The sequence below is a fragment of the Bacillus sp. EB600 genome (genome assembly GCF_024494385.1).
Taxonomy (GTDB): domain Bacteria; phylum Bacillota; class Bacilli; order Bacillales; family Cytobacillaceae; genus JAEVLT01.
This window is the reverse complement of the sequence record NZ_JAEVLT010000002.1, coordinates 259,062-274,850: the sequence shown is the minus strand read 5'-3', so window position 1 is coordinate 274,850 and position 15,789 is coordinate 259,062. Positions and strand designations below refer to the sequence as shown.

Annotated in this window: 15 protein-coding genes; 12 read left to right on the top strand and 3 right to left on the bottom strand. The window is 38.5% G+C overall.

Going from position 1 to position 15,789, the window contains the following annotated elements; translation table 11 throughout:
• The first annotated feature begins 29 nt into the window (after window positions 1-29).
• Together pulA and JN080_RS04005 are read left to right on the top strand one after the other, a co-directional pair.
• Entirely contained in the window at window positions 30-2,174 is a 2,145-nt protein-coding gene (gene pulA / locus JN080_RS04010) for a type I pullulanase (protein ID WP_256234618.1), read from the top strand.
• 259 nt (window positions 2,175-2,433) lie between these two features.
• Window positions 2,434-3,207: a phosphotransferase family protein gene (locus JN080_RS04005; RefSeq protein ID WP_256234617.1), complete on the top strand. Its 774-nt coding sequence runs from the start codon at window positions 2,434-2,436 to the stop codon at window positions 3,205-3,207.
• Here JN080_RS04005 and JN080_RS04000 read toward each other — a convergent pair whose 3' ends face one another.
• Window positions 3,208-3,486 carry a YtzH-like family protein gene (locus tag JN080_RS04000; protein WP_256234616.1) on the bottom strand — a complete coding sequence of 93 codons (279 nt, stop codon included), beginning with the start codon at window positions 3,484-3,486 and terminating at the stop codon, window positions 3,208-3,210. It abuts the gene before it with no gap.
• Window positions 3,487-3,673: 187 nt separating this feature from the next.
• Here JN080_RS04000 and trmB point away from each other — a divergent pair, with 187 nt between their 5' ends.
• On the top strand, window positions 3,674-4,312 hold the full coding sequence (gene trmB / locus JN080_RS03995) for a tRNA (guanosine(46)-N7)-methyltransferase TrmB (RefSeq protein ID WP_256234615.1): 639 nt from the start codon (window positions 3,674-3,676) through the stop codon (window positions 4,310-4,312).
• A 100-nt stretch (window positions 4,313-4,412) separates the two neighbouring features.
• Here trmB and JN080_RS03990 read toward each other — a convergent pair whose 3' ends face one another.
• Window positions 4,413-4,730 carry a PepSY domain-containing protein gene (locus JN080_RS03990; RefSeq protein WP_256234614.1) on the bottom strand — a complete coding sequence of 106 codons (318 nt, stop codon included), beginning with the start codon at window positions 4,728-4,730 and terminating at the stop codon, window positions 4,413-4,415.
• 419 nt (window positions 4,731-5,149) lie between these two features.
• On the opposite strand from JN080_RS03990, the gene JN080_RS03985 reads away from it, so the two are divergent.
• The 6 genes from JN080_RS03985 to murC all read left to right on the top strand — a co-directional run bounded on the left by JN080_RS03985 (window position 5,150) and on the right by murC (window position 12,956).
• A complete protein-coding gene (locus JN080_RS03985; RefSeq protein ID WP_256234613.1) occupies window positions 5,150-6,223 on the top strand; it encodes a M42 family metallopeptidase in 1,074 nt (357 codons plus the stop codon).
• Between the two features lie 73 nt (window positions 6,224-6,296).
• Entirely contained in the window at window positions 6,297-6,899 is a 603-nt protein-coding gene (locus JN080_RS03980) for a DUF84 family protein (protein ID WP_309144652.1), read from the top strand.
• Window positions 6,896-7,231 carry a thioredoxin family protein gene (locus JN080_RS03975; protein ID WP_309144653.1) on the top strand — a complete coding sequence of 112 codons (336 nt, stop codon included), beginning with the start codon at window positions 6,896-6,898 and terminating at the stop codon, window positions 7,229-7,231. Before JN080_RS03980 ends, JN080_RS03975 begins: the two co-directional genes overlap by 4 nt.
• A 179-nt stretch (window positions 7,232-7,410) precedes the next feature.
• Window positions 7,411-8,202, top strand: a complete 792-nt coding sequence (locus JN080_RS03970; RefSeq protein WP_256234611.1) for a DUF1444 domain-containing protein — start codon at window positions 7,411-7,413, stop codon at window positions 8,200-8,202.
• Between the two features lie 156 nt (window positions 8,203-8,358).
• On the top strand, window positions 8,359-11,247 hold the full coding sequence (locus JN080_RS03965) for a DNA translocase FtsK (RefSeq protein ID WP_256234610.1): 2,889 nt from the start codon (window positions 8,359-8,361) through the stop codon (window positions 11,245-11,247).
• Window positions 11,248-11,657: 410 nt separating this feature from the next.
• The gene (murC, locus tag JN080_RS03960) at window positions 11,658-12,956 is read left to right on the top strand and encodes a UDP-N-acetylmuramate--L-alanine ligase (protein ID WP_256234609.1); all 1,299 of its coding nucleotides are present in this window, start codon (window positions 11,658-11,660) and stop codon (window positions 12,954-12,956) included.
• 56 nt (window positions 12,957-13,012) lie between these two features.
• Here murC and JN080_RS03955 read toward each other — a convergent pair whose 3' ends face one another.
• On the bottom strand, window positions 13,013-14,128 hold the full coding sequence (locus JN080_RS03955) for an aminopeptidase (RefSeq protein ID WP_256234608.1): 1,116 nt from the start codon (window positions 14,126-14,128) through the stop codon (window positions 13,013-13,015).
• A 199-nt stretch (window positions 14,129-14,327) separates the two neighbouring features.
• Here JN080_RS03955 and JN080_RS03950 point away from each other — a divergent pair, with 199 nt between their 5' ends.
• From JN080_RS03950 to ytxJ, 3 genes are all read left to right on the top strand, one after another.
• Complete coding sequence (locus tag JN080_RS03950) at window positions 14,328-14,795, top strand: DUF948 domain-containing protein (RefSeq protein ID WP_256234607.1); 468 nt, start codon at window positions 14,328-14,330, stop codon at window positions 14,793-14,795.
• A gap of 34 nt (window positions 14,796-14,829) precedes the next feature.
• A complete protein-coding gene (locus tag JN080_RS03945) occupies window positions 14,830-15,345 on the top strand; it encodes a YtxH domain-containing protein (protein WP_256234606.1) in 516 nt (171 codons plus the stop codon).
• A gap of 82 nt (window positions 15,346-15,427) precedes the next feature.
• Window positions 15,428-15,760 (top strand): bacillithiol system redox-active protein YtxJ, encoded by a 333-nt coding sequence (ytxJ, locus tag JN080_RS03940; RefSeq protein WP_256234605.1) that lies wholly within the window; start codon window positions 15,428-15,430, stop codon window positions 15,758-15,760.
• The last annotated feature ends 29 nt before the right edge of the window (window positions 15,761-15,789 follow it).

Sequence of the window (15,789 nt, the reverse complement as noted above, 5' to 3'; positions counted from 1 at the left end):
CGAGGTTGATTTGAAAGTGAGGGAAACGAATGGATTTCAATAAGAGGCTTTTTCAAGCATATCTAGACGAGATGAATATCATTACGATTCTTCTTCCACTTTCTTATCACAATGGATTTTCCGCTTCGTTCACCGTATCTTGCGGTACTGAGAACAAACCACTGAAAATTATTGAAACGAAACGAATGGATGATTTTCATAAATATATTTGTTATTTGGACGGTGAAATTTTATTTGAAAAGACAAATTGGATCATTGATGAGTATGGGGGACAAACAGACCTTCAGATTGGAGCTGTAATTCGGACAGACGCATTCGATGAAAAATTTTATTATAGCGGGGATGACCTAGGAGTTATATGTGAAAACGGTCAGACCGCTTTTAAGCTTTGGGCTCCAACTGCTTCTCAAGTAAAAATTAAACTTAGACATCCTGAGGAAGACTTTAACGAAATGGTCAAAATGAAAAGGGAAAGTAAAGGGGTTTGGGAGGCTGTTATCAATCGCGACTTAGAATACTACCGTTATTCCTTTCTAATTTGTGTCAATTTGGAATGGAGGGAAGCAGTCGACCCTTATGTAAATGCCGTTACGGCTAATGGTGAACTTGGAGTCATTGTGAAAATGGGGAAAACGAACAGTGAAAGAACAATTTTGCCTCCTTTTGAGCACCCGGTGGACGCCATTATCTATGAAACCCATATAAGAGACTTTACCATTCATCAAGAAAGCGGGATAAAGCATAAAGGTTTATACCTTGGGGCCGGGGAGACAGAAACTAAAGGAAAATACGGACAATTAACAGGCCTGTCCTACGTAAAAGCTATGGGTATTACTCATATTGAATTTCTCCCCTTTAATGATTTCGCAGGTGTCGATGAATCTAAACAAACCGAAGAATATAATTGGGGCTACAACCCCCTCCATTATAATGTCCCAGATGGAAGCTATGCGACTAACCCGGCTAATCCGTATACAAGAATTAATGAATTAAAGCGATTGATCGAGCAAATTCATCAGGAAGGACTGCGCGTGATCATGGATGTTGTTTATAATCATGTCTATAAGCGCGAACAATCCTCATTTGAAAAAGTGGTACCTGGCTATTATTTCCGTCATAATGAATTTGGACTTCCATCGAACGGAACCGGAGTTGGCAATGATCTTGCTTCCGAACGGCTAATGGTAAGAAAATTTATTATCGATTCGATTCGATTTTGGATTGAAGAGTATCACGTTGATGGGTTCCGGTTTGATTTAATGGGTATTTTGGACATAAAAACAATGAATGACGTCAGAGATATGTGCGATCGTTTACAGAAGGGAATTTTGCTAATTGGAGAGGGCTGGAACCTTAATACTCCGCTCAGGTATGAAGAAAAGGCTGCACTGCAAAATCAAGCAGAAATTCCACGGATAGCCCAATTTAATGACAGGTTCCGGGATTCAATTAAAGGCAGCACATTTAATCTATATGACAAAGGCTATGCATTCGGAAATGAGCATTATTATGAAGCGGCGAGGGAGGGAATTGCCGGCAGTATTGGTTTTCTGAATAAGGATAATGTATTATTTAATGAACCGTTTCAAACAGTGAATTATGTTGAATGCCATGATAACCATACGATGTGGGATAAGCTTAAGAGCTGCTTTCCAAATGAGAATGAGTCCATATTAATAAACTATCATCGACTCGCGACAAGCATTGTTCTGCTAGCTCAAGGTATTCCATTTCTTCACAGCGGCCAGGAATTTCTCCGAACAAAATTCGGTATCGGTAATAGCTACCGTTCCCCAGATTCCGTTAATCAACTTGATTGGGATCGGAAATGGCAGTATAGAGAGAATGTTGAGTACATCAGTGGGATTATTAAAATTAGAAAGCATTTCGCTTGTTTCCGTTTAAGGACAGCGAAGGAAATATGCAAAAATATGAAAACACTACCAATCCAGCATCCTGTTATTGGCTTTTCTTATCATAATGGGCCTGGGGATTTTCGTGAAGTAAGGATGTTAATAAATCCAAGTCAGAAAACACAACTAGTTAAGATGCCTGAGGGTGAATGGTCTGTATTTGCAGACGAAAAATGCGCTGCCATCCATCCGCTTCGAAAAATAGCTGTCCATGAAATTGGCTTAGAACCGGTAAGCTTAAATATTTTTGCACAAAAGTAATTGCCTTCTATCAATAATAATTCTGTGTTAAAAGATAAAAACAATGATTTTTGTAGATAAGCTTGACTATAAAAGCCTATCCGAGATAAAATTTATAAGGATAGCTATTGTGTATGAAGGTATCAATAGCTATTTTTTTATTTTTACAAAATATAAAGCTGTTAGTGTTCATCAACAAAAACCTTTCAGCTGCATGGATCTTACTTCTGTATATTGATGGGTTTACCCATTAGACGGGATAAATTGAAGGTGAACAATTTTGGAACATATATTAGGACAAGAATGGGAAATTGTCCCTGCGGGAGGAGCTACAGGGGAAGCCTTTTTTGCAAGTCATGAGGATCAGAGACTTTTTCTAAAGCGAAATTCCTCTCCTTTTCTTGCTGTATTATCAGCGGAAGGAATCGTCCCAAAGCTTGTTTGGACTAAAAGATTGGAAAACGGCGATGTGATAACTGCTCAGCAATGGCTTAGTGGCAGGGAGTTAAAACCGCTCGAGATGACTCAAGAACGCGTTGCCAATCTGTTACGGAAAATTCATCTTTCAGAGCCGCTCCTTGGAATGCTCAGCCGGTTAGGAAAAGAGCCTTTACAACCCGGAACCCTTTTTAAAATGGTAATGGACCAATTGGATGAAGATGTTCTTAATTTTCCGGAAGTAAAAAAAACAATTTCCTTTCTGAAAAAAGAAGAAGGAAATGTTTTCAGTGAGGTTAAAGTAGTTTGTCACGGGGATGTAAATCACAACAACTGGCTGCTTGCAGAAAACAACCAGTTGTATCTTATCGATTGGGATGGGGCAATGATTGCTGACCCGGCTATTGATTTAGGTTTACTTCTCTATTGGTATATCCCTGAAGAAAACTGGGAAAAATGGCTCGCCATGTATGGTATAAAAGTGACGAGTAATTTAAAGCTAAGGATGAAATGGTACGTTGCACTTCAAACCTTATCTTCGATTCAATGGCATAAAAGCAAAGAGCGTTTTCAAGAAATGAACAAATGGGTACACTTTTTAAATAGTATTTATTAATTACGAAAATTGATCAATATTCGTAACCCATTGGGAAAGGTTGTCTTGGTTGGATAATATATGCTGATCTAAATCGGTGGTTTGTGCACCGTGCTGGCTGTAGTTATACACTTCTTCCAATATACTTTTAACGTTTTGATCAACTTGTGTGTTTACCATAAGGGATTTAACTAATCGTTCCAATTGTTCACACTCGGAAACCGATCCGCAGCAATCTGTTTGATGGTTACTTAATATATCCTTTAATAAGGTTACTTGATCTTGATGACCTAATGGCATAAAAATACACCCTTTCTTATTAGGCTAAAAAGGAATTCACTATAGCATGTGAATTCCTTTTTTCGTTTATACATTGAAAACTTTCTCTCGTTCATCATTAATCGAATAAAAATTGGGAAAATAGACTTGAAAGTGTACTCTTTGCATGATATCGTTTGAAGGATATGATTATTTAGGAGTGTAAGTAATGCGACTAAGACATAAACCTTGGGCAAAGGAAAGAATAGATCAATATCCTCAATATGTTGTTGCCGATCCTGAAATGTATAAAGGTAACTGGCAAGAACCATTTGCAATCCAGCAGCCGCTCCATATTGAAATTGGCAGTGGAAAAGGCCGGTTTATTACCGAAATGGCAAAAGCTAACCCCGATATTAATTACATTGGTATTGAAGTGTATCAAAGCGTAATTGTTGCCGCTTTAGATCGACTTATTGAAGCTGATTTACCAAATGTTAAGCTTCTAAATGTAAATGCAAATGACTTGGGAAAGTTTTTTGCAAAGAATGATGTTGACCGGATTTACTTAAATTTTTCTGATCCTTGGCCAAAAACGCGCCATGAGAAAAGACGCTTAACCTATAAAAATTATCTTAATTTGTATGGGAGCATCCTAAGAGATGCTGGAGAAATTCATTTCAAAACAGACAATCAAGGTCTGTTTGAATATTCATTAATGAGTTTTTCTCAATATGGGCTTTTGCTGAAATATATCAGCCTTGATCTCCATCAAAGTGATTTTGAAGGAAATATTATGACAGAATACGAACAAAAATTTTCTGAACAAGGAAATCGGATCTACCGCTGTGAAGTAAAATATAAATAATTAGTGGCAATTAAAAAAGGCTAGTCTGCTGACTAGCCTTTTGGTTATCTGCCTGTTTGCAAAAGTAAATAATAATGGATGTTGCTGCAAAGCAGCTCTGTTACATTGATAAAGGATAGATATCAATAATTGTCCCGGTTGAAGCATCAGCGATAAATTCGAATTGCTTTTGCGTCCCATTTTCTTGTTTTGAAATGCCGCCTTTATATACATTGTAGGAAAGTTGCTCTTTTTCAAATGGCTTAGCCTCCATATGAATCCAAGAACCGCTTATCTGTCCATGCTGTTTAAATTGATTCTTTACCCGCTCCAATACCTTTTCGGGTGATACATTTATTTTTTTGGAGATGACTTCTTTAACAGTATATCCGCCGATTAAACCGATTGCTGCCCCAACAATAAACGGTTTCCAGTTCATTTTCTTCCCCCCAATATTTTCCTCATTCTTTTCTCAGTATAGCCGATTTGAGATGGAGAAACCTAATATAATCGCACCCGAAAAAAGTGAATTGTTGGTAAGGAGTGCTAAACTTCGGTACAATAAGTGTATACATAAGAATAGAAAAGCGGAAGCGCCCGTTAAGCGGCGTATGGACTGGAGCACATCGACTGAGATAAGGCGAACCTTCAATCAGCGAGTGCTTTTCTCGATGATTGTTAGTTGAGCCAACCGGGTTTTTACGGGCAGTTGAGAATCTACTGCCCGTTAATACGCGGCAAAGGAAACACGAAGAGCGTTAGCGTATTCGTGCTTGACTTATCGTAGGGAGATGGGCGAAGTACACTAGCCGCTGGGCGCTGTAGCTAGACAATAAAAAGATCTAAAGGAGCCTATTTATGGAGGAACAAACAGTAAAGCTGTTTAAAACGTTAACTGAGTTGCCTGGGGCGTCTGGGAATGAACATTTAGTAAGAAATTTCATGAGAGAACAATTATCCTTGTATTCAGATAAGATTGTTCAAGATAACCTAGGAAGTATTTTTGGCGTGAAAACAGGAAATGTAAATGGGCCAACGATCATGGTGGCAGGACACATGGATGAAGTTGGTTTTATGGTAACAGCGATTACAGATAATGGAATGCTGCGCTTTCAACCGCTCGGCGGATGGTGGAACCAGGTCCTTCTAGCACAGCGTGTTCAAATAATGACGGCAAATGGTCCTGTCATTGGAGTGATCAGTTCAATCCCTCCACATTTGCTGGATGAATCAAAGAAGAACAAACCAATGGAAATTAGTAATATGCTGATTGATATTGGAGCCGATGACCGCGAGGATGCAGAGAAAATTGGAATTAAACCCGGACAGCCAGTTCTTCCAATTTGCCCATTTACTCCGATGGCAAATGAAAAGAAAATTATGGCGAAGGCATGGGATAATCGCTATGGCTGCGGGCTGGCAATAGAGCTTTTAAAAGAGGTAAAGGATGAAACATTACCGAATATCCTATACTCTGGAGCAACTGTGCAGGAGGAAGTTGGTTTGCGCGGGTCCCGGACAGCGGCAAATATGATTAAACCTGACATCTTCTTTGCCTTGGATGCAAGTCCTGCAAACGATATGACTGGAAAAAAATCTGAGTTTGGCCATTTAGGGAAAGGAACCTTAGTAAGAATCCTTGACCGCTCGATGGTAACACACAGGGGAATAAAGGAATTTGTCCTTGATACAGCCGAAAAATACCAAATTCCATATCAATATTTTGTGTCACCTGGAGGTACGGATGCCGGTCAGGTTCATCTTTCAAATGAAGGTGTACCAAGTGCGGTTATCGGTATTTGCTCGCGCTATATTCATACACATGCATCGATTATTCACGTTGATGATTATGCTGCTGCCAAAGAATTAATCGTAAAATTGGTCAAGGCATGTGATCAGACTACAGTGGATACAATTAAAGCAAATAGCTAATAATTAAAAAAACTGTTTAGGAGGCATTTTCATTAGCCTCCTTTTTACCGTGCTAAAGGAGAGAGAATCTACTATGAAAATTATCATCGGATCGAAAAATCCAGCTAAAAACCAAGCTGTAAAAAATGCTTTTCGTGATGGAAATTGCGAATTTATTTCCTTGGACATCCCCTCAGGTGTCAATGAACAGCCTTTTTCAGATGAAGAGACTATAAATGGAGCTAGAAATCGGGCCGTAAATGCTTTGCTACAGGGGAGTGGGGATATAGCTATTGGACTGGAAGGAGGAGTGCAGGAAACAAGCGAAGGGCTGCTTCTTTGCAATTGGGGAGCCCTTGCTTCAAAAGATCTTGAACCGATTATTGCTGGGGGAGCAAGGCTGCTGCTTCCTGAACAAATTTCCATAAGGCTAAGAGCTGGGGAAGAACTGGGACCCGTGATGGATGATTATGCAAAAATGCAAAATGTCCGCAAGCACGAAGGTGCTATTGGTATTTTTACAAATGGTGTGATTAACAGAATCGATATGTTTACACATATTGTGAATTTATTGGTGGGGCAATATCAATATAAAAAAGGTGGCAGTAAACTGACATCTGAAACGAAGACAAGCAGTTTACAGGAAGAAGCCAAAATAATGATGAAAATTGTTAATTCTGTTAAGATTAATAAATAAGGAGGCATGATGATCATATGAAGAACTTAGAATCGATCGAACAATTTGAACAATTAAAAAATGAAGGTAAACATCTATTTGTGTTTTCGGCCGGCTGGTGCTCTGATTGCAGGTTTATGGAGCCATTTTTGCCCGAAGTGGAAGCGAAATTTACCCAATTTACCTTTGTGCATATAGATCGCGATGAATTTATCGAAGTGTGCCAGCAGCTTGATGTATACGGAATTCCTAGCTTTATTGCTTTTGAGGATGGAAAAGAATTAGGACGCTTTGTTAGCAAAGATCGAAAAACGCAAGAGGAAATCGAAAATTTCATTAATGGATTAAAATAAACAAACTGCTAATGAGGATGTCTCAAAGGAAAGAGTCAGATCTCTCTATGCAATGTACAGCAAAAGTTCATTTAGTCTTTCGCTATATATTGAGTTTAGAGCGAGGGGCAGACACTTTTGGGACACCCTCTTTTTTGTAAAATAGAGTTTATGTTCCTTTGAAGAAGGATGGTATGACAATGGATAGTATAATAATGAAAAGAGCCTTAGAGGCAAGATTAGCGGGAGAAGACCGATCAATCATTTACGATCGAAAAAAGGACACCCTTAGAATTGAAAATAAGCTTACCAACAAAGGAATTACGGTCTCCTTACCAGGTATAATAGCAAAATGGCATACTGAAAAAGACAAAGCAATTGATGAAGTGGTCTATTATGTGGAAGAAGGGCTTCATGCTATGGTTGATGAAGTCCAATTAACAGATCATGAGAAAAAAATATTTCCTGTTATTCGCTCTGCTTCTTTTCCTAGTGAATCTGAAGAGGGAGTACAGTTTTTGTTCGATGAACATACAGCGGAGACAAGGATTTACTACGCTTTTGATATGGGCAAGACCTATCGTTTAATTGATTTACGTCTGTTGGAAAAAGAAGGGTGGGAAGCGAGCAGAATTAGGGAAATTGCTCTATTCAACGTAAGGTCGCTATCAACTGAGCTTAAAGAAGACAGTGTTGCTGGAAATACTTTTTACTTTCTTAACAAGAATGATGGTTATGATGCGAGCCGTATTTTGAATAAAGGCTTTTTAAATCAAATAGAAAAAAAAATAACGGGGACGATGGTTCTTGCGGTGCCACATCAGGATGTGTTGATTATTGCTGATATTCGTAATAATACCGGTTATGATGTACTCGCCCAAATGGCAATGAGTTTTTTTGCAAGCGGACGCGTCCCGATCACAGCATTGTCATTTTTATATGAAGACGGTGAGCTTGAACCAATTTTTATTTTAGGGAAAAGTAAAAAGTAATTCACCAAGCAGAAAGGATCACTTTATTGTGGTCTTTTTTTGGGCGCTTCCGCTTTTCTATTCTCTCAGCCATTTGAACTATTCTTTGTTTTTTGGTCGAATTCTTGCTGAAAACTGATAGAATAGAATGATAGTAAAGTAGAAAGAGTGATTTTTTTGAGCTGGATCCAAAATTTTTTTGAAAGGTTTAAAAAAGAGGAGGAAGCTGAACAACACGAATTACATACCAATAAACGCCTTTTATCGGAAAAGAAGCAGTACATCAATAAGGATTTTGATGCTAGAATTACCTACCAATATCCCAAAGGGCACTTCCGATTTCCGATCATTCCTGATAATAAAAACGTAAACAACCATAAGGAAGAGGATGTCCATCGGAAAAAGCAGCCAAAAGACAAGACACATTCACATAGAGACCAGGAAGTAAAGCTCAAAAAAGAACCGAATAAGTTGAAAAAAGAACCAATTCCAAAGCCAATTCCAAAGCCAATGCCAAAGATTTATAGCAGTGGACCGTTCCGGCCGACTGAAATTCCTTCGCCCATCTTTGGTTTCAATCGTCCAAAGGAAACAGTGGTCGAATATGAATTGAGCAATTTTTCAACAGGTTCCCCATTTGGCCATGAAATTCCTGTGATAAATAATAAAACATCCAAGGCTATTGGGGACTCGGGATCAATAACTCCAGCTGCAACCTTAGATGTTGAACATGAACAACCAAATTCAATGGGAGACAAGGAAAGAATACGTATCGAAGGAACTGTATTTCCAATAAAGATTGAAGAAAATCAAACCTTACTGAATGAAACCGTTCTACCTCAATCATTATTTGAGTATGAAGGCAGAGAAGCGGAACAGATTTTAGCATCACCCGTTCATTCTGAAGCAGTACTCGAACATGAGACTGAACTTGAACTCGAACTCGAACAAGAGCCAGAGCACGAGCCAGAACAAGAGAAGGAACTTGAAATCGAGCCAAAGCACGAGCCAGAACAAGAGAAGGAACTTGAAATCGAGCCAAAGCACGAGCCAGAACAAGAGAAGGAACTTGAAATCGAGCCAAAGCACGAGCCAGAACAAGAGAAGGAACTTGAAATCGAGCCAGAGCACGAACCAGAACAAGAGAAGGAACTTGAAATTGAGCCAGAGCACGAACCTGAATCCGATACAGAACAAAAGTATGAAAATGAAAATGGCAATTATTTAAACGAAGTGGAAACTAGCCAAACTGAAGTAGAAATCGCTTTAGTGGAAATCGCAGCTTCACTTATAGAGGAAAAACTTCCTTCTAACGAGCATTCAGACATTGTTATTGATGACAACATAGATCATTTAGGATTAGATCAAATCGAAATCGTTGCAGAAGAATCTACAGCAGTCAACAATGAAAATGTTCTTGACCAGTCTGAGCCGGAGCAGCCAAAACGGACACATCTTCCATTTAATGTCATGATGTTAAAGCAGGATAGACAAAAATGGGAGGAAAGACAGCAGCAGCGAAAAGAAGATCAAAGCACCTCTGTCCAGCCTGTCTTATCAGAACCAGTTGAAAGAGCAGCCGCCAGTATTGACCCAAGTAGTACAGAAATTTACGCAAACTCTGAGGTGGGCAATTATGAATTTCCGACTTTTCAATTGTTAAACCCTCCGATTGTGGTGGAAATGGATACAGAATGGGTTGCGGAGCAAGAAAATGTCTTAAATCAAACGCTTGAAAACTTTAATGTCGGTGCAAAGGTTGTTAATGTAACTCAGGGTCCAGCTGTTACTCGGTTCGAGGTACAGCCTGAACCTGGAGTAAAAGTCAATAAGGTAACAAATCTAACGGATGATATTAAACTAAGCCTTGCAGCTAGGGATATCAGGATTGAAGCACCAATTCCTGGAAAACATACAATTGGAATTGAGGTGCCCAATCAAAAATCAAGGCCGGTACAAATAAGTGAAATTATTCAAAGTAAAGTTTTCCTTGAGTCAAGTTCACCTTTAACCGCTGTTTTAGGTCTTGATATTTCAGGGAAACCGATTGTAACGGATTTGAAAAAAATGCCGCACGGTTTAATCGCTGGGGCGACTGGGTCTGGGAAAAGTGTTTGTATTAATACATTCCTTATCAGTCTTTTGTATAAAGCAAGTCCAGAGGATTTAAAACTAATGTTGATTGATCCAAAAATGGTTGAATTAGCGCCATATAATCGAATTCCGCATCTTGTTAGCCCGGTAATAACTGATGTTAAAGCTGCGACAGCGGCCCTCAAATGGGCTGTAGACGAAATGGAGAGACGTTATGAGCTTTTTGCCCATACTGGTGTCCGTGATATTAACAAATTCAATGAATTAGCTATGCAGTATAAAAGGTATTCTGATAAGCTGCCGTATATTGTGATCATTATCGACGAGTTAGCAGATTTAATGATGATGTCACCGGCCGATGTTGAAGAGGCGATATGTAGAATTGCCCAAAAAGCTAGGGCATGCGGAATCCATCTTATTATTGCGACACAAAGACCATCTGTAGATGTTATCACAGGACTAATAAAAGCTAATATCCCCACTCGGATCGCCTTTTCTGTTTCATCACAAGTGGATTCAAGAACAATCATAGATATTGGTGGTGCTGAAAAATTGCTCGGTCGCGGGGACATGCTTTTCTTAGAAAACGGATCATCGAAACCGGTAAGATTACAGGGAACATTTGTTTCTGATGAAGAAATCGATCTTGTCGTTGCTCATGTTAGAGAACAACGAGATCCGGATTATCTATTTGAGCAGGATGAACTGCTTAAAAAGGCACATATAGCAGAGGAAGAGGATGAGCTTTTCTACGAAGCATGTGAATTTGTCGTCGATCAGGGGAGCGCATCAACATCCAGCCTGCAGCGAAGGTTTAAAATCGGTTATAATCGGGCCGCAAGATTAATGGAAATGATGGAGCAGCAAGGGTATATTTCCAGTTCAAAGGGAAGTAAACCACGGGATGTACTCATCACGGCAACAGATTTGGAATCGATTCATGAAACTGGTAACAAATATGACAATGATTAGCTCAAATTGTCAATAATTAAAATACATTTGCTTTAAAAAGTGATTGTGGTTAATCAACAAGAAATATGTATAACCCCTTTAGGGATGTGTATCGTAAGTATTCTATGGATGAGTGGATTGAAATATCATGGAATCGTGCTATAATATCTAAATGTGAATTCTATATGTATAAAAAACAAATATTTATAAAAAAAACATGTCTATTTGAACTTTGATATTGCCTAGTCTCTTCACAGTGATCTTACAATCTTTATGAAGAAATCAGCTCCGTTCGCAAATTCCGCAGTCAATTAAACGGTTGCTCTTTACTCATATAGTCAAGTAAACTACGCATTTCTTAGTACAATTATCAATTGCAGACAGAAGTCATATACTGTTTTACAGATAGACGTTGGTTGGAGGTTCTTTAGATGACTATTTACCATTTTGTAGGTATAAAGGGGTCGGGGATGAGTGCGCTGGCACAAGTACTACATGATATGAATTATAACGTACAGGGCTCCGATGTCGAAAAGCGCTTTTTTACTCAACTAGCACTTGAACAATCAGGAATAAAGATCCTTCCCTTTCAAAAAGAAAATATTAAACCGGGAATGACCATAATTGCCGGTAATGCTTTTCCTGATACACACGAAGAAATACAAGAGGCAATGAAGCTTGGCCTTCCTATTGTCCGTTACCATCGTTTTTTGGGAGATTTTATGCAGAACTTTACTAGCGTTGCAATTACAGGCGCACATGGGAAAACGTCTACAACTGGGTTGCTTGCCCATGTGATGAGAGGTGCTATGCCTACTTCATTTTTAATTGGAGATGGCACTGGTAAAGGAGAGAAAGACGCAGAGTATTTTGTTTTTGAAGCTTGCGAGTATCGAAGACACTTCTTATCCTATTTCCCTGATTATGCAATCATGACAAATATTGATTTTGATCACCCTGACTATTTTGCAAATATTGAGGATGTCTTTTCTGCTTTTCAAGAAATGGCTCTTCAGGTGAAAAAAGGAATTTTTGCTTGTGGAGATGACGAACATCTCCAAAAGATTCAAGCGAAGGTACCTGTGTTGTTCTATGGATTCGGGGAAGAAAATGATTATCAAGCTAAAAATATTGTGAAAACAACAGATGGCACAACCTTTGATGTCTTCATACGGAATACATTCTATCACTCATTCTTCATCCCTTCGTTTGGGGATCATAATGTATTGAACTCCTTAGCAGTGATTGCTGTTTGCCATTATGAAGAAATTGATGTAAATGTTGTGGCGACTCGGCTTTTGTCATTTGAAGGTGTAAAAAGAAGATTTTCAGAGAAAACATTTGGATCGCAAATTCTAATTGATGATTATGCACATCATCCAACTGAGATTAAAGCGACTATTGATGCCGCAAAACAAAAATATCCAAACCATGAAATCGTAGCTGTATTCCAGCCGCATACATTTTCGCGTACCCAGGCCTTTCTTAATGATTTTGCTGAAAGCCTTAATAAAGCAGATAAAGTTTATCTTTGTGATATTTTTGGTTCTGCACGTGAAAATCACGGGAAATTGACGATTAAAGATTTACAGGAAAAAATTGAAGGTGCGGAAATAATAACGGAAGAGCACACATCTGTTCTTGGCCGCCATGCTGATAGTATTATCGTTTTTATGGGCGCAGGAGATATTCAAAAGTTCCAAGAAGCATATGAAAAGCAACTTTTATAGGATAATAAAAACATAAAAAAGGATGCCGTTGCAGTTAGCGGCATCCTTTTTTATGACTATTTTAGGTTTTCAGGGTTAAGTTTTTCTAAATCCGGAATGACAAAACGGCCATCTTTTCGAATCAGTACATTGTCAAAATAAATTTCACCACCGCCATATTCAGGGCGCTGAATGTTTACCAAATCCCAGTGAATAGTTGAGTTATTACCATTAGGTGCCTCATCATAGCATTGTCCCGGTGTAAAGTGAAAGCTGCCATCAATTTTTTCATCAAAGAGAATATCCTGCATTGGAGTTTGGATAAATGGATTTACACCAATTGCAAATTCGCCAACGTAACGGGCTCCCTCATCAGTGTCAAAAACACGATTAATTCTTTCAGTGTTATTTGCTTGCGCTTCAATAATTTTCCCGTTTTTAAAGGTTAGCTTTACATTCTCAAACGTAAAGCCTTGGTATGGAGAAGGAGTATTGTAGCTGATCACGCCATTTACAGAATCCCGAACAGGTGCCGTATATACCTCTCCATCAGGTATGTTTAGCCGACCCGCACATTTTATCGCCGGAATATCCTTAATCGAGAAGGTTAAATCAGTCCCTGGACCCTTGAGCTGAACTTTATCGGTACGGTTCATTAGTTCCTCAAGGCTATCCATTGCTTGATCCATTTTTCCATAATCAAGCGTACATACATTAAAATAAAAGTCTTCAAATGCCTCTGTGCTCATTTTTGCAAGCTGGGCCATAGAAGAAGTTGGGTAACGGAGAACAACCCACTTCGTTTTAGGTACACGAATATCTTGATGAACCTTTTTGCCGATCGTCTTGCCATGTATTTTCATTTTATCATCGGGAACATCAGCATGTTCATTGATGTTATCACCTGAGCGCAAGCCGATATAGGCATCCATTTCCTTCATCACATTTGCTTCAAATTCCGCCATCATTGTAAATTGTTCTTCCTGTGCCCCTAACAAAAGGGAACGGTCTACTTGTTGATCCTTTAATAAAACAAACGGGTAGCCTCCTGCAGCATATGCTTCGCTTACAAGTGATGTAACAAGCTCACGCTGCAGACCAAAGTTTTCAATTAAAACTTTTTCCCCTTTTTGGAGTTGAACGGAATAGTTTATTAAGTTTTTGGCTAGTTTCTCAATCCGCGGATCCTTCATATGTAACGCCTCCACTAACAATAATATATACAATGATAGTGTAACCGAAACAAGCAGGAAAGTTGTAAGAAATGCATTTACTGTTGATTCTTGGCAGGAGAACTAGTGCTTGTTATTGAACTATTAAGGTGAGATATTATCGTTTATATTTGAATTATTAAGGTAATAGATAAAGATAGATACTTCGGAGGTGCGTCACGTGATAATCATTTTATATTTAAGTGCTGCTTTGATTGCAGTCGCGTTTTTTATTTTAGTTATTTTTCTCTCAAAAATGCTGAAATCAGTTCGAGTGACAATGGAGGGTATTTCAAAAACGCTAATGGGATTAGAAAAACAGATTGAAGGAGTTACGACTGAAACCACCGCTCTGCTGCAAAAGACAAACGCCCTTGCTGATGATCTACAACGGAAGTCAGAAAGCTTAAATAGTGTTGTGGATGCTGTGAAGGATGTTGGAACAACGGTAAGTCACTTTAAACAAACGTTACAAACTATTACCAACGCTGTTGACAAGCAGATAGTGGACAATAAAGAAAAAATTTCACAAGTTATTCAATGGAGTAATGTTTTCATTGAATTAAAAGACAAATGGAAAATGAAAAAGCAAAAAAAGACATTGCACAAAAAGAATGAAATCATCATAAGCGATAGACATAAAGACTGAGTCAGATAAACTAAAATACAAAGGAGGACTATATATGTCAAGCAGAGAAAATGAATCAAGGGAAAACAACCAAAATAGGAATAAAGAGGGTGTTTCAACCAAAAACTTTCTAACTGGTGCAGTTATTGGCGGAGTGGTTGGTGCCGCGGCTGCATTGCTGTTCGCTCCTAAAGCGGGGAAAGAGATTCGAAGTAACCTAAATAATCAAGTTACTAATTTATTTGACAAAACAACCCAATTAAGTGACGAAGTTATTGAAAAAAGTAATGGACTGGCTGCCATCACAAAGGAAAAGACAACTTCGCTTTCTAAGGCTGTTGTTCAACAATCAAAAGAGCTTGTCAATAAAGCAAAGGGCTTATCCACTACTACAGTTGAACAACAAGGAGAGAGTGAAACAAACTATATTCCTATTAATGATTCAATAAATAAACCAAATGACACAAAAAGGGGGAGTCAAATACCGACAGGTAAAGATACAGATATTAGAAAGAAGCTTGAAGAAGCGCAAAGAGCGTTTGATGAAGAGGAGAATAAAATTAAAAAATAACATAAACGAAAACAGATTATTTGTTAACAAAATGGTGAAGTGTTAAAATGACTTCACCATTATTTTTTGGAGGTTTACAGAAATGTTACAAAAAATTGATACGGTTGAACAGTTTAATGAAGTATTCGAAAAAGAAAATAAGTTTATTCTTTTGAAGCATAGCTTAACTTGCCCAATCAGCCAGGCCGCTTACGGGGAGTATCAAAAATTTACAGAAGAACAAACAGAAGTTCCAGCATACTTCTTGGCTGTACAGGATTCGCGTCCATTATCTAATGAAATTGCTGAAAAATTTCAAATCAAGCACGAATCACCACAGGCAATTTTATTTTCTAATAAAAATGCCGTTTGGAATACATCGCATTGGAAAATTACGCAAAACTCCTTGACGGAGGCTCTTAAAGAAAATAACTAAGAAGAGACGATACAAGCAGGTAGGCTTAA

What these genes read in the sequence shown, in the direction of transcription:
- ytxJ (WP_256234605.1), top strand. Translation starts at nt 15,428, where the DNA reads ATGTTACAAAAAATTGATACGGTTGAACAGTTTAATGAAGTATTCGAA.
- murC (WP_256234609.1), top strand. Translation starts at nt 11,658, where the DNA reads ATGACTATTTACCATTTTGTAGGTATAAAGGGGTCGGGGATGAGTGCG.
- JN080_RS03970 (WP_256234611.1), top strand. Translation starts at nt 7,411, where the DNA reads ATGGATAGTATAATAATGAAAAGAGCCTTAGAGGCAAGATTAGCGGGA.
- JN080_RS03980 (WP_309144652.1), top strand. Translation starts at nt 6,297, where the DNA reads ATGAAAATTATCATCGGATCGAAAAATCCAGCTAAAAACCAAGCTGTA.
- JN080_RS03985 (WP_256234613.1), top strand. Translation starts at nt 5,150, where the DNA reads ATGGAGGAACAAACAGTAAAGCTGTTTAAAACGTTAACTGAGTTGCCT.
- JN080_RS03945 (WP_256234606.1), top strand. Translation starts at nt 14,830, where the DNA reads ATGTCAAGCAGAGAAAATGAATCAAGGGAAAACAACCAAAATAGGAAT.
- trmB (WP_256234615.1), top strand. Translation starts at nt 3,674, where the DNA reads ATGCGACTAAGACATAAACCTTGGGCAAAGGAAAGAATAGATCAATAT.
- pulA (WP_256234618.1), top strand. Translation starts at nt 30, where the DNA reads ATGGATTTCAATAAGAGGCTTTTTCAAGCATATCTAGACGAGATGAAT.
- JN080_RS04000 (WP_256234616.1), bottom strand. Translation starts at nt 3,486, where the DNA reads ATGCCATTAGGTCATCAAGATCAAGTAACCTTATTAAAGGATATATTA.
- JN080_RS03955 (WP_256234608.1), bottom strand. Translation starts at nt 14,128, where the DNA reads ATGAAGGATCCGCGGATTGAGAAACTAGCCAAAAACTTAATAAACTAT.
- JN080_RS03990 (WP_256234614.1), bottom strand. Translation starts at nt 4,730, where the DNA reads ATGAACTGGAAACCGTTTATTGTTGGGGCAGCAATCGGTTTAATCGGC.